Source organism: [Clostridium] hylemonae DSM 15053 (genome assembly GCF_008281175.1).
Lineage (GTDB): Bacteria > Bacillota > Clostridia > Lachnospirales > Lachnospiraceae > Extibacter > Extibacter hylemonae.
This window is the reverse complement of sequence record NZ_CP036524.1, coordinates 2,450,774-2,464,397: the sequence shown is the minus strand read 5'-3', so window position 1 is coordinate 2,464,397 and position 13,624 is coordinate 2,450,774. Positions and strand designations below refer to the sequence as shown.

Sequence of the window (13,624 nt, the reverse complement as noted above, 5' to 3'; positions counted from 1 at the left end):
AACTCTTATGTTTGGAGGCGGGCGATTCAAATAAGCAGACCTGCCGGAGAAAGGAAATAGAAGATGGATGAACAATTCTTTGCGCTGCTCATAGACGCAGACAACATATCTGCAAAATATATAAAACCGATACTGACGGAGCTTTCCAAGTACGGGAACATAACATACAAAAGGATATACGGAGACTGGACAAGCACCCAGCATTCCAAGTGGAAGGATGAACTGCTGACCAACTCGATCACGCCGATCCAGCAGTTCAGTTACACGCAGGGAAAGAACGCGACCGACTCAGCCATGATCATCGATGCCATGGATATTCTGTACACGAATGACGTGCACGGTTTCTGTATCGTGTCCAGCGACAGTGATTTTACCCGTCTTGTCAGCCGGTTGAGAGAGAGCGGAAAGCTGGTCATCGGCATGGGCGAAAACAAGACACCGGAACCGTTCCGCAAGGCGTGCGACAAGTTCACCATATTGGAAAACCTGCTGAACGAGCCGGTACCGGGAGAGGAAGAGGAACTGGAGGAGACAGAAGAACTCCACGGCGGCCTGCGCGGGGAACGGATCGAGGATGAGATCATCAAGATGATCATTGAGAATCAGGACAATAATAAGCAGACGGGGCTCGGTGAAGTCGGAAGCCGCCTCGTCAGTCTGTATCCGGACTTTGACGTGCGAAGCTACGGCTACAATATGCTGTCCCGCTTCCTGGAGGATTTCACAAGGATCCAGCTTGTAAAAAAAGGCAATTTTATGTCCGTTACACTCAAGGAAGACAAAGGCATGAAGGAAGACATCGACCGCTTTGTGTTAAAGCTTGTGAAAGAAGCGGGAAAAGACGGGATCGAACTGAGTATCCTCGGAAACCGTGTATATGAGAAATATAAGAACTTCAAGATAAGCGATTACGGATATTCACAGTTCAGCCAGTATATAAAGAGCCTGCGCAGTATCCGGGTACAGCAGGACAAGACGATAATGAAAGCAAAATACGCAGATTAAGTTAAGACAGAGAGGAAGAAGAAAGATGAAAAAAGGGCAGGTATACGAAGGAGTGATCACGTCAGTTGAATTCCCGAACAAGGGGAAGGTATTCCTACCTGATGAAGATAAGACAGTGACAGTAAAAAATGGGATTCCGGGTCAGAAGGTAAAGTTTTCAGTCAGCAAGATACGAAAGGGAAAGGCAGAGGGGAAAATTCTGGAAGTGCTCCGGCCGTCCGAGCTGGAGATGACGCCGGACTGTCCGCATTTTGGCCAGTGCGGCGGCTGTACGTATCAGAACCTGCCATATGAGGAGCAGCTGAAGCTGAAAGAATCCCAGGTCAAGTCCATGATGGATGAGGCAGTGGACGGGGACTATGTGTGGGAGGGCATCAAACCAAGCCCGGCCCGGCAGGAGTACCGCAATAAGATGGAATTCTCCTTCGGGGACGAATACAAAGACGGCCCGCTGGCTCTCGGCATGCATAAAAGAGGCAGCTTCCACGACATTGTAAATGTGGCGGACTGCAGGATCGTTGATGAAGATTACAGGAAGATACTGGCCTGTACGCTTGACTGCGCCAAAAAGTCAGGGCTACCCTATTATCACCGTATGAAACATACAGGATTTTTCCGTCATCTCCTTGTGAGAAAGGCAGTGAATACAGGGGAAATCCTTATAGATATCGTGACGACAACAGAATATGACTTTGAAAGTGGATTCGGGCAGGAGTATTGGGCAGGACAGCTGCTTGACCTTCCGCTTGATGGAAAGATAGCCGGCATCCTCCACACGAAAAATGACAGTGTGGCGGATGTGGTGAAGGACGAGGGGACAGATATAATTTACGGACAGGACTGCTTTTACGAAGAGCTGCTCGGGATGAAATTCAAGATCACGCCGTTTTCCTTTTTTCAGACAAATTCTCTCGGAGCGGAAGTGCTTTACGAAATGGCCAGAACGTATATCGGCGACACAAAGGATAAGGTGATCTTTGATCTGTACAGCGGCACCGGCACTATCGCCCAGATACTGGCGCCGGTGGCCAAGCGGGTGGTCGGTGTGGAGATCGTGGAGGAGGCTGTAGCGGCGGCAAAGGAGAATGCGAAGCTCAATGGGCTTGACAATTGTACGTTCTGGTCCGGAGATGTGCTGAAGGTCATAGATGAACTCGGGGAAGTGCCGGATCTGATCGTCATTGACCCGCCAAGAGACGGCGTGCACCCGAAGGCGCTGGAGAAGATAACGAACTTTGGTGTGGAGCGGATGGTGTATATCGCATGTAAGCCTACCAGCCTTGCGAGAGATTTGGAGATGCTGCAGGGGAGAGGGTATGAGGTGGAACGGATGGGGTGCGTGGATCTGTTCCCTGGGACGGTGCACGTTGAGACGGTTGTACTTTTGTCCCACAAATCACCCAGATAGTGTTATTAATGTGAAGTTAGAATTCGGAGAAGGCGAAGGTAAAGAGCCTTTGGATAAGATCGGTGAACGGGCAAAGAAATATCAGCCGAAACCGAAAATCACATAAAAAATGATACAGGAGTATGTTGAAAAGAAATACGGATTTAAAGTTCATACAGCGTATATTGCAAAAGTAAAGAGGTCTTAGGTTTGACAATGTACGATGCGCCTAATGCGGCGGAGAAATTGAAACAACCGAAGAAGCATCCGACTGTAGAGAAGTTAGAAGTGATAAAGGATGCTCTCAAATATTTCGGGGTGATTTAATAAACGAAAAGATATTTATATAGTTATCCGAGTTGTATTCAATTTTATGTTGAAGCGTATTGGAAAATGTGGGAAGATGAAGACAGTTATTCAATAGAAGATCCTTAAAGTAAAAAAGGATAAGGCGTTTTAAAAAGATTATGATGTAATTACAGGAGGAGTAATGGGGAAGGCAATTAAAGATACAATCCATGCAAATGGAATAGATATCGGTATTTATACATTGGATTTTGAAAATGAATTTATTTCATTGACAGATATTGCAAGGTATAAGAGTGATGACCCGACAGCAGTTATATAAAACTGGATGAGAAATCGGGATGTAATAGAATTTCTGGGATTATGGGAAAGGTTACACAATCCAGATTTTAAACCCCTCGAATTCGAGGGGTTAAAAAAGCAGGCAGGAGCAAACGCTTTTACAATGTCGCCTAAAAAATGGATAGAGGCGACAGATGCTATTGGTATTGTCTCAAAGGCAGGACGCTTTGGAGGAACGTATGCCCATAGTGATATTGCCATATCTTTTGCAACTTGGATTTCTCCTGAATTTCAGTTGTATATTATGAAGGATTACAGGCGGCTAAAAACAGATGAGAATAGCCGATTATCCCTGAATTGGAACTTGAACAGAGAAATTTCTAAGTTGAATTATAGGATACATACAGATGCAATAAAAGAAAATCTGAATCCACCAGAATTAACACCTGTACAGGTGGCGTATACCTATGCTAATGAGGCGGATGTGTTGAATGTTGTTTTGTTCGGAAAAATAGCGAAACAGTGGAAGGATGAAAATCCGGCCCTAAAAGGTAACATGAGAGATGCTGCAACGCTGAATCAATTACTGGTGCTTTCTAATCTGGAGAGTTCTAATGCTGTTTTGATCAATCAGGGGAAAAATCAGAAAGAGCGGATGGAATTACTCCGACAGTTAGCAGTACAGCAGCTGCAGACATTGGAAATGGTAAGTTTAAATAATTTGCCGAAATTAGATGTAGAATCTAATATGAAGTAGATAACAAAAAATGAAAGCAATGGGTGGCTATGAAATATGAACTTTACTTTTTGAATAATATACATGATTCAATGGAAATGGTAAATGTAGAATTAGATCCATTTTTGGATTTATTTAGCCAAGGCGATTTTGATGAATTAACTGTAAAACATATTATATTGAATTTGGCAAATTGCATAGAGCTACTTATTAAATATAGGTTAGAGCAGGAACATTGGACGCTTATTTTTTCTGATTTGAATAAAGCTAAATATTCAGATTATTTAGTAGGGGATTTTATAAGTGTGGATGTTAAGTCAGGGATTTTGAGGTTAAAGAATATATGTGAAATGAAATATGTATTTACTGCTAGTATACATATTTATCAATATAGAAACCGATTAATGCATTATACGCTAAATGGTACATTTGATCACATAATAAAAGACATAGCTAGTGCTATGCAAGAAATAGCAGAGTTTGTTGAGAAAGAAGTTATTGAAGCATTACCGAAACAAGCTCAAAAAGATTTTCAAAATTCAATAGCTGATTATAGAAAATATGCAGTAATATTAAAAGAATTGAAGCTATAAATTTTCTGGGAAGAGGTAATACCGTGGAGTGCGTAGTATTGATGTCTGCTCTTCTTACAGGCTAGTAGTTATTGCGTACTGATAAATAGATGTATGAAAAGGCTTGATTGAAAAGCTCCATGTGATGAAGTATCGTCACATGGAGTTTTTTGCGTGCCCGTCATTCTGCCGGCTCGTGTCATTTTTTCAGCGTCCGCAGGACGCGCAGCTGTCACTGCAGCAGCGGTCATGGGGAGGGCAGTGCGCCAACGAGCGGTCTACTCCACTCTATACCCGTACTTCGCTGCCTTTTTCAGCCATGTGTCCAGCTTTCGCAAGGCCGCGCGGCGGCTTTTCATTATGTTGGGAATCTTGGCCCAGATGGATTCACAAAAGCCGGTGAGGGCATTGGTGTTAGTGTAGTCCTTGCAGGCGGTGCTCTTGCCCCCCGCGATCCAGCCTATGGCCGCTACATCGCCCCAGCAGGCGATCTGCATGGTGAGCTTTTTAAAGTGCTCGTCCCGCACAAAGCAGACCTCAAAATCTTTCTTTTGCTCCAGCATTTTTTTCAACAGCGCCAGACGGTCGACCAGCGTCTGCGTCGTCATAACCACCCGCCGCCCCAGCATGGCGGTCAGTTCGGGGCAGACGTGCCGGCTCTTTAATAGCGCGTCCTCAATATCATCCTCGCAGTACAGATACCGCACCGGGGTCTGCGCTTCGTAATACGACGCCGGCACGCACAGCGGGCTGAAATCCAGAAGCAGTTTTTCGCGTTCCGCATCGGTAATGTTGAAATCCTCCTGTCCCCATTCTGCCCCCTTGATCCCGAAATGGGGGAGCCGTACGAACTGATAGTGCGCCCTGTCCGGCAGAGGCGTCACGCCCCGCAGATATCCGTCCGGCTGCTCGAACAGATGGTAATGGAACCGCTGCTTTGACCGGCTTTGGTAGCCCGCACTCTCCTGCCATATCTGCTCCACCGTGGGCTTGTCGAAGTAAATGGCAGTGTAGACGCCGCTGTCGTCAGTCAGTCTGTTGTCCGTCACTTTCATCGCCATCTTGTCCCGCACTACCACCAGCATCTTTTCATCGTAGGTTTTATGAAACTCATCAAAGTAATAGCTGCGCACGTAGCCGAGCAGGTGTGCTACCAGCCACCGCCCGGAAAAGGCAGAAACGTCGGTCATTTTATAATCGGTGCGCAGCACTACCGACAGGGTGTGCCCTGCCGCGAACACCTCCATCAGCCTGTCCATCAGTACCGCACCGAATTTTTCATCCCGGGTGTACATATCCAGTCCTTCCGGGCAGACGTACAGGATTTCCTGCGGTTCGGTTTGCGCAAGCACCAGGTCAAGGTACTGCAAGGCGCTGCCCTGCACCCCTTTTCTGCCGTACACCACGGCATTTTTCATCGGCAGCGGCTGAGGCGGTTCCACCGGTGCGGGGGCAGGCTGTGGCGTGGAAAGCGCGGCCGCCCTGGCCATCACAAGGCCGGCCAGCCCCGGCCTGTCCGTCTGCTGCTGGGCCGGCAGATGTCCCATCGCAGCCAGCCATTCCAGAAGTACGACACGCTGCAGCTCCGGCGTGTCCAGCGTTTCGTCGGGATAGTAGGCCGCCAGTACCTCTCTCAGCACCGGCTCTCGCAGCCGCCCATCCAGCAGGATCAGGTAGTCGGCCACCTTGTCCACCCAGCCGTGGCCGGGCATCAGCTTTTGCTTGCCATTGCACCACCGGCTCACAAGGCTTTTGTCCGCGCCAACTGCCTCGCAGACGTCGCACGGGCGCGCACCCAGCAGACGCAGCAGCATGGCAAAATTTGTCTTTGGCTCCCGCATGATTCTTCCTCCTTTGTATTCATGAGAACAGTATACCACAGGAGGAGAAAAGCATCAACTTTTTTCTCGTAGAATCCACTATTCCAGTTTGCGCTTTGACATGCCATTGCCGATGCGCCCAAAACGAGAACGCGCTGGGTCTGCTCACAGAGCTTTCCGCCACGGTGGAGGTGAGCCGGTCCGGGCCGGGGCAGAACGGCGGAAGGGACAGTCAAAGAGCAACGGTGTGCCTGAATAACTACGCTTCTTTGGAAGAGGCGGTCTATAACCGGACCATGCAGCCGTACAGCGCGATTATCAACCTGACAATAACCGGGCAGACCGACGGGGGTACGTGGACGACCACCGACCGGAACTATTATAAATCAAACGTCCCAAAGGTGGCCATAATATTTATCCGGAGGAGAAAGTTGTATCCTCCGGATTTTTTTGCATTATTCCGATAGGGGAAAAGTATTATTCCGGTGGTGTTGCTATTATTCCGAAAACAGGGTATACTATTGTTTAAAGTGAGGTGTAGAATGATGTATATATCCGTAAAACAGGCCTCAGAGAAATGGGGCATTTCAGATAGACGAGTACGAATCCTATGTTCAGAAGGTAAAATTCCAGGCGTTATCCGTGAGGGGCGCAGTTGGAGGATTCCGGCAAAGGCTGGGAAGCCGGAAGACGGACGCTATAAGTCCGTAGAAAATCTGCTTGAAAGTATTGACAGGAAGAAAACAGAATTGGATTCCAGACGCCCTTTGACGGAGGGAGAGGTTGAACGGCTGACAGAGGAATTTGTGGTGGAGTATACCTATAATTCCAATGCCATTGAGGGAAATACGCTGACGTTGCGTGAAACCGATATGGTGCTGCGCGGTCTGACTATTGGCCAGAAGCCATTGAAGGATCACATGGAAGCAATTGGACATAAAGAAGCTTTTGATCTTGTGCGGGACTTCGTGAAAGATCAGGAACCATTGTCGGAGCGTGTTATAAAGCAAATTCATTATCTGGTGCTGGCTGATAAAAAGGATGACTGCGGTGTTTATAGAAGGGTTCCAGTAAGAATTATGGGGGCAAAGCATGAGCCTGCGCAGCCGTATCTTATTAAACCAAAGATGGAGCAGTTGTTGGAGTTCTATAACAATAGTAAAGAGCATATTATTCCCCGGCTTGCACGGTTTCATATTGAATTTGAAGGTATTCATCCCTTTATTGACGGTAATGGCCGCACAGGGCGTTTGCTTGTAAATTTAGAATTAATGAAAGCCGGATATCCGCCGATTGATATTAAATTCACAGATAGGATTGTGTATTACAATGCTTTTGATGAATACCATGTAAAACATAATTTAGGAGCAATGGAAAAGTTATTTGCAGGATATGTGAATGACCGCTTAGATAGTTGCCTCGTAATGTTGGAAGAATAAAAATACAATGGGAGTGTGGTAATGTTTGTTTCAGAGTATTTGGGTTTAAACGACGAATAGGAAGATGGTTTTTTGCCATGTAGTATAAATCCTTTGTCCACAGGAAGGAAGAAAATGAAAAGATATATACCAGAGGATGTAAATATTTTTTTTGAAGAATCAAATTTAGAATTGGTTTACGAAGAAAAAAAGTTATTAAAATTAGTATATGAGCTAATCGTATCTATTGAGGCAAATATTCCGATGTCAGGTGGTAATTTTGACACTTATGAGGGGTGCTGCATTATATGGGCTCGAAATATCGTAACTTATGCAAAGGAAGCCTATAATAATGCTCAAATAGGAAGTTTTATATCTTTTGCGATGATGCAAAGATGTATTGTAGAAAATTATGTATGTGCATGTTTTATTAAAAGATATAAAGAAGAAAAATTATGGAAGAAATGGTTTTTGTCCTCTATGACATCTACTAGCAATCTGATGAAAAAATTGACTGGGAGAGTTGATAAGTATGAACAGTTTCAGATCGATATAGACGAGTTATATCATGAAAGTGATATATCTGCTGAATGTGATTTGAATTCTGCTTATGGCTGGACTTCTGAAATAATAAAGAAGAAGAAACCAACGTTCTTTGACTTATGTGAATATATTGATAAAAGTATATATAATGATTATAGGTGGCTATGTGATTTTTCGCATGGAGTAAATGCTATTAATAAAGTTTACAGGTTTACTTTTGTGCATTCATATATAAATTTGTTAACGAATTTTGTACTATATCTCCAGAGAAGTTTTGAGGAGTTATTAGATGATATAGAGGATCAGTCTTATTGGAAGCAAAAACAGATTTTTTGGGATGCAATGATAGAGTGGGAAATTGAATTTAACTAAAGTAATAAGGAGACAAGTCTAGGAAGCAACAGTTGAGAAATCTCCATAATGCATATAGAAGAAATTATTATATAGGGGAATATGCAAAGAGGGTTTATCAGCAACTAACTTCGGAAGCATCAGCACGGGCAGTAAAGGATATAAAAGTTATAAGTGAAGAAAGTGCCGTACCTGAGAGGGTATGGCGCTTTCTTCATAAAAGAAGAGATTGACAGAAAAATATTCCCGCAATATAATAAACATAAGTTAAATAATAAACACGTATCTATTAATTTTAAACAGAGCAAAGCAGGTCTTTTACGAATCTTTAGCAGAGCAGGAGAGAAAGTAATGAATGAAAATGATCTGAGAGTTATAAAAACAATGGAAGCCGTAGAGTCGTCTTTTCTGGATATGCTGGATGAACTGCCGGCTGAAAAGATAACAGTCAGGGAACTTTCGCGCAGAGCCAAGATCAACACGGGAACTTTTTATCTCCATTTTCAGAACATCGACGATCTTTACGATAAGCTGATACAGGCATTTTTTGATGAATTTATTGCGTCCATTGATTATTTCCCGCTTTTTATCTCACAGCCGGAGCTGTTTCTGAAGAAACTGCGCAATACCGTCCATCAGAAGATTGCCCACTGCCGCCGTCTATTTAAGCACCGGGACATGTCACTGTCCAAACCGTGTCTGATCAGACTGCTGCGGAAGAAGATTTATGAATCCTGTCCGTTGGAAGTCAGCAGGGAAAATGATATCCGGCTGGAGGCAGTGCTGACCAGTCTGTTTCATATGAATTTGAAGTATGACCAGGAATGTCCGGAAATCATCCAAAAAGTTTTTACTGATATGATCCGGGGGCTGTTCGTAACATTGTAGGGCGATAATAAGATCATAAGGTTAATCCTTTTGATTCATAATTCTTAAATATTAAGGAGGATCTGTCATGAATGAAACTGTAAAAAACATTGTTACCCGTAAGAGCTGTTCCGATTTTAAGCCGGAACATATTTCACGTGAGGAGCTTGACGAGATTATTGAGGCAGGCTTGAACGCCCCTTCCGGCATGAACAGCCAGTGTGTCCGCCTGATCGCTGTACAGGATGATGAGACCGTAAAGCGGCTTTCAGGCCTGAATGCGGCTATTGCAAAGGAAGCGATGTCAAAGATAAATCCTGCGATGGCTGAAAATTTCCCGGCAGATCCGTTCTATGGCGCCAGAGATGTGATCGCTGTTGTCGCAGACAAAAAAGGCGGTACATATATTTACGACGGCAGTCTTGCGATGGGCAATCTGATGAATGCCGCCTGGAGCATGGGAATCGACAGCCGCTGGATTCACCGCGCAAAAGAGGTTTTTGACACTGAGGAAGGAAAGAAGATTCTGGAAAAATGCGGTATTACAGACGACGTTGAAGGTATCGGCTTCTGCATTCTGGGCCATGCGGCTGCAGAAAAAGAAAAGACCGAGATTAAGCCGAACCGAGTATTCTATCTGTAAAGCGAGAATATATCGATAACTGCTTATATGTGAGTAAATGGAGAACAGAGGTAGAACATGAAGTTGACTGTAAAGAAAATTCACAGAAATTTGCCGGATTATAAGAAAATCAAGGCTCTGTATAAACGGGCTTTTCCGAAAGAGGAACGATTCCCTGCCGGAATTTTACAGATATTGGCTGTATTAAACATTTTTGACGGGCTGGCGTACTATGACGGGAAGCAATTTTGTGGCTTTTTATATAGCATTGTGCGGGAAAAGGGTGTTTGGCTTATGTATCTTGCAGTCGATGATAATATGAGAAGTAAGGGTTATGGTTCACGGATATTAGCATATGTGAAAAAGAAATATCCTGACAGGCCTGTGATCCTTGAGGTGGAGGAACCGGATGACAGTGCTGAAAATGCAGAACAGAGACGCCGGCGCATAGCATTTTATAAGCGGAATGGATTTTACGAAACAAAGCAATATATAAAGATAAGAAGTGTCAGATATGAAATCATGTCCACAGAGGAAGGATTTACGGCAGAGGATTTTCGGGATCTTCGCAAAGAGATGTTCAGAAGGAAATCTTAGACAGCGTAATTTCGTCCGCTGTGTCACAGGTGATTACAAAGCTGGGGAAAAGGGGGCAAAAATGCTGTGGTTATATTAGTTTTAGGAGGGATGCTGCTGGTACTGGCATCCGGACTGTATTGGCTGGCAGGCAGATGGCTGTCGCTCTTCGGAGTCTGTGTAAAGAACCGGAACATCCGGCTGCTGCGGGCTGGAGTTGTATTGGTTGTGGCATTATTGTGTTTGTTGTGGAGAATGACGATTCTCATTGCCCTGCACTTGATGGTTCTGTTCTTTCTGATGGATGTAGGCGCTTTTGTGTTACGGCGCGCGGGGAGAAAGCACAGGGAAGAAAGATGGTTCCGGATCGCCCGCAGAATTTACCGCAGCGGCCTTGTTCCTGTTTTTCTCACATGTTTGATTCTTGGCTATGGAGCCTACAATATGGGACAAATTGTTCCAACGGAATATACCATTTCCACAGATAAGATTCAATCGGACTATCGAGTGATTTTGATTACGGATACTCACTATGATACGGTTCAGAATCCGGATGTATTGAAGAGCAAAATAGAGGAAATGAATGCGTGGGAGCCGGATCTGATCGTGCTGGGCGGAGATATTGTAGAGGAGGGCACATCAAAAAAATCTATGGAAGAGGTCTTTCATGTATTGGGCGGGCTTAAGAGTACCTTCGGCACTTACTATGTGTACGGAAATCACGACCGGCAGTATTATGCAGATGCGGCGTTAGGAACACGCACCTATACCGTACAGGAGCTGCAGAAGGCAATAGAATCTAATGGGATCACTATTTTGTGTGACAGCTGGGTTCCAGTCGGAGAAGAGATAGTTCTGGCCGGCAGAAACGATGTGTCTGCAATGTCAGGGCGGGCCGCCGCAAAAGACTTATTAAAAGGTACAGACAGAGACAGGTTTATTATAACGGCGGACCATCAGCCTGTTGAGACAAAAGAAAATGCAAAGCTCGGTGTGGATCTGCAGCTGTCCGGACATACCCATGCAGGGCAGATATTTCCGGCAGGCTATTTTACAGACTGGTTTCTTGAACCGAACTATGGAAAATATGAGAAGGAGGGATGCACTTTGATCGTATCCTCCGGCGCTACCGGATGGGGATTTCCTGTCCGTACACAGGAAAAATGTGAATATGTCGTGATAGACATAAAATCAGAAAAATAAAAGACAATACCAACTGTTGATGTCAGAAGCATAATATAGATGTACATAAAAGTTAGGAGCAGAGAAAGTGTCATGCCTGAGAGGGCAGGGCACTTTTTTTCGCCGTACTTTTAGAAGAGGTGGAATAGTTGTTGACTTGAACCTAACTTCAAGTTGTAGTATATAAAGGAACTTACGAACAGTAGGAGGGAGAGAAAAATATGAGTACAAAACAGGAAGTAACAGAACAGATGGTATTCCCTATGGGGGAGAAAAATGATGCGTTTTCCAAATACTTTGTAGGACAGAGCTATCTGAACATGATTTCTACAGAGCAGGTAGTGATAGGGAATGTAACTTTTGAACCTGGCTGCCGTAATAACTGGCATATCCACCATGCAGATCAGAACGGCGGGCAGATGCTTCTTTGTACTGCAGGAAGCGGTTATTATCAGGAATGGGGGAAGGAGCCAAGAAAGCTTCAGCCGGGAGATGTAGTTCACATTCCGGCAGGTGTGAAGCACTGGCATGGCGCGGCACCGGACAGTTGGTTTACACACTTGGCAATAGAAGTTCCGGCAGAGAATGGTTCCACAAAATGGTGCGAAGCTGTCCCGGACGAAGAGTATGGAAAATTAAAATGATGGATTGATGAGGCCAAAGCAGAAGTGAAGGCAGAGGTAAGGCCTGAATTAAAAGAATATCTGGAGGACAGAATGGGCAAAACGTTCTGTATTATAGTATGGCTGGCTGAAAAATATCACAAGTGATAAGAAAGAACAGCCTGTTGTGAGTACCGCCCGTTGAAACAGAAAGAACAAACTGAATGCTGTTCGGCTGTGATGTGCGATCCCCGGGACATCTGCAGCTACATATATCAGCTTATATACAGTATCTTCACATCCCCAAGCACCCTTTTTACTTCTGAGCGCAGATATTCCTCTGCCTCAGCCCTTGCCTCCGGCTTATAACAATACCGGCCCCTTCCGCGTCCGGTCATAAGCTGGCGGTCATACAGATCCGGCGCATTTGGAAAAGCCTCGCTGTTGATAGCGCGGTGTATATAGGAATAAGTCATCATGATTATCTCCAGAAACATCTGTTTCTGCATTTTTTTGGTCAGTCCGGCGCGAAGCTGCTCAAGCAGCTCCGTATACATTGCTTTCCACCCGTCCGTCAATATGACAGGCGCGATCAAAAGCCCGCACGGGTAACCGGCCTCGCACATGCTGTTGACCGCCTTTATACGGCTGTTCAGATCGGAAGTTCCCAATTCAACGCGGTTAATGATGGGCTGAGGATTGACGCTCATGCGGAAGATCACCTTTCCTCTGTGGGGCAGGTTAAGCAGGCTGTCTACCATATCAAATTTTGTGGGAAATGTCAGGCTGCCGGTGCCTTCCTCTGTAAACCGGGAAATCGTGTATTGGAGATTACCGGTTATTGTATTTTCCAGCACGAGATCACTGTTGCTGCCGATCTCAAACGTAAGAGGTTTATCGCTGGCGGCCCCCTTTTTAATGAGACGGTCCAGCATTTGCTCCCGGTTGACAAACAGGCGCAGATAGGCACATTTATTATAGTTGCATACGAGATAGCAGTACAGACACATGGCTGTACAGCCTGAAGATGTATAGGGGACGAGGTAGTCGGAAACCTTGTGATTCTCCACATACTTATGTGTCTTTCTGATGCCGATGATCAGATTACGTTTCATTTTTCCGAACTCGGAATTCTCTTTTTCCCGCATTTCTTTTATAGAATTATGGCTGTCTACAGGGATCCATGGTAAATCCGCAAATTTTGTTTTAAGCTGTTTTCCAAGTTCATAGGAAAGACTGTCCGGTTCATAGTAAACTGCGTCAAATTTCATAATTCCCTCTCTGTTCTGTTGTGAAGACCAATTTCTTCTTTTGATAACTATAGTGTGTACATGATCCGTTATTTTTATGAGACG

Annotated in this window: 14 protein-coding genes and 1 pseudogene; 13 read left to right on the top strand and 2 right to left on the bottom strand. The window is 44.9% G+C overall.

The window, feature by feature from the left end; translation table 11 throughout:
• Positions 1 to 63 precede the first annotated feature (63 nt).
• The 4 genes and pseudogenes from LAJLEIBI_RS11455 to LAJLEIBI_RS11435 all read left to right on the top strand — a co-directional run bounded on the left by LAJLEIBI_RS11455 (position 64) and on the right by LAJLEIBI_RS11435 (position 4,309).
• Positions 64 to 1,005: an NYN domain-containing protein gene (locus tag LAJLEIBI_RS11455; RefSeq protein ID WP_006442221.1), complete on the top strand. Its 942-nt coding sequence runs from the start codon at positions 64 to 66 to the stop codon at positions 1,003 to 1,005.
• A gap of 25 nt (positions 1,006 to 1,030) precedes the next feature.
• Positions 1,031 to 2,413: a 23S rRNA (uracil(1939)-C(5))-methyltransferase RlmD gene (gene rlmD / locus LAJLEIBI_RS11450; RefSeq protein ID WP_006442220.1), complete on the top strand. Its 1,383-nt coding sequence runs from the start codon at positions 1,031 to 1,033 to the stop codon at positions 2,411 to 2,413.
• Positions 2,414 to 2,882: 469 nt separating this feature from the next.
• Positions 2,883 to 3,737: pseudogene (locus LAJLEIBI_RS11440) on the top strand (KilA-N domain-containing protein).
• A 23-nt stretch (positions 3,738 to 3,760) separates the two neighbouring features.
• Positions 3,761 to 4,309 (top strand): hypothetical protein, encoded by a 549-nt coding sequence (locus LAJLEIBI_RS11435; protein WP_205689554.1) that lies wholly within the window; start codon positions 3,761 to 3,763, stop codon positions 4,307 to 4,309.
• Between the two features lie 257 nt (positions 4,310 to 4,566).
• On the opposite strand, the gene LAJLEIBI_RS11430 is transcribed toward LAJLEIBI_RS11435, so the two are convergent.
• Entirely contained in the window at positions 4,567 to 6,129 is a 1,563-nt protein-coding gene (locus LAJLEIBI_RS11430) for a hypothetical protein (protein ID WP_006442214.1), read from the bottom strand.
• Positions 6,130 to 6,224: 95 nt separating this feature from the next.
• On the opposite strand from LAJLEIBI_RS11430, the gene LAJLEIBI_RS11425 reads away from it, so the two are divergent.
• From LAJLEIBI_RS11425 to LAJLEIBI_RS11385, 9 genes are all read left to right on the top strand, one after another.
• Positions 6,225 to 6,575 carry a hypothetical protein gene (locus LAJLEIBI_RS11425; protein ID WP_147570438.1) on the top strand — a complete coding sequence of 117 codons (351 nt, stop codon included), beginning with the start codon at positions 6,225 to 6,227 and terminating at the stop codon, positions 6,573 to 6,575.
• Between the two features lie 78 nt (positions 6,576 to 6,653).
• Positions 6,654 to 7,547, top strand: a complete 894-nt coding sequence (locus LAJLEIBI_RS11420) for a Fic family protein (RefSeq protein ID WP_040435384.1) — start codon at positions 6,654 to 6,656, stop codon at positions 7,545 to 7,547.
• 114 nt (positions 7,548 to 7,661) lie between these two features.
• Complete coding sequence (locus LAJLEIBI_RS11415) at positions 7,662 to 8,441, top strand: DUF5677 domain-containing protein (protein WP_006442211.1); 780 nt, start codon at positions 7,662 to 7,664, stop codon at positions 8,439 to 8,441.
• A 32-nt stretch (positions 8,442 to 8,473) separates the two neighbouring features.
• Positions 8,474 to 8,653, top strand: coding sequence for a hypothetical protein (locus tag LAJLEIBI_RS11410; RefSeq protein WP_147570437.1), 180 nt, complete (start codon positions 8,474 to 8,476; stop codon positions 8,651 to 8,653).
• A gap of 118 nt (positions 8,654 to 8,771) precedes the next feature.
• Positions 8,772 to 9,308 carry a TetR/AcrR family transcriptional regulator gene (locus LAJLEIBI_RS11405; RefSeq protein ID WP_050765473.1) on the top strand — a complete coding sequence of 179 codons (537 nt, stop codon included), beginning with the start codon at positions 8,772 to 8,774 and terminating at the stop codon, positions 9,306 to 9,308.
• Between the two features lie 67 nt (positions 9,309 to 9,375).
• Positions 9,376 to 9,930: a nitroreductase gene (locus LAJLEIBI_RS11400; protein ID WP_006442209.1), complete on the top strand. Its 555-nt coding sequence runs from the start codon at positions 9,376 to 9,378 to the stop codon at positions 9,928 to 9,930.
• Positions 9,931 to 10,104: 174 nt separating this feature from the next.
• Positions 10,105 to 10,506, top strand: coding sequence for a GNAT family N-acetyltransferase (locus LAJLEIBI_RS11395; RefSeq protein ID WP_167534341.1), 402 nt, complete (start codon positions 10,105 to 10,107; stop codon positions 10,504 to 10,506).
• Between the two features lie 66 nt (positions 10,507 to 10,572).
• Positions 10,573 to 11,688 (top strand): metallophosphoesterase, encoded by a 1,116-nt coding sequence (locus tag LAJLEIBI_RS11390; protein WP_147570436.1) that lies wholly within the window; start codon positions 10,573 to 10,575, stop codon positions 11,686 to 11,688.
• A gap of 200 nt (positions 11,689 to 11,888) precedes the next feature.
• A complete protein-coding gene (locus LAJLEIBI_RS11385) occupies positions 11,889 to 12,311 on the top strand; it encodes a cupin domain-containing protein (RefSeq protein ID WP_006442206.1) in 423 nt (140 codons plus the stop codon).
• 233 nt (positions 12,312 to 12,544) lie between these two features.
• Here LAJLEIBI_RS11385 and LAJLEIBI_RS11380 read toward each other — a convergent pair whose 3' ends face one another.
• Positions 12,545 to 13,540, bottom strand: a complete 996-nt coding sequence (locus tag LAJLEIBI_RS11380) for an SPL family radical SAM protein (RefSeq protein ID WP_006442204.1) — start codon at positions 13,538 to 13,540, stop codon at positions 12,545 to 12,547.
• Positions 13,541 to 13,624: the final 84 nt, after the last annotated feature.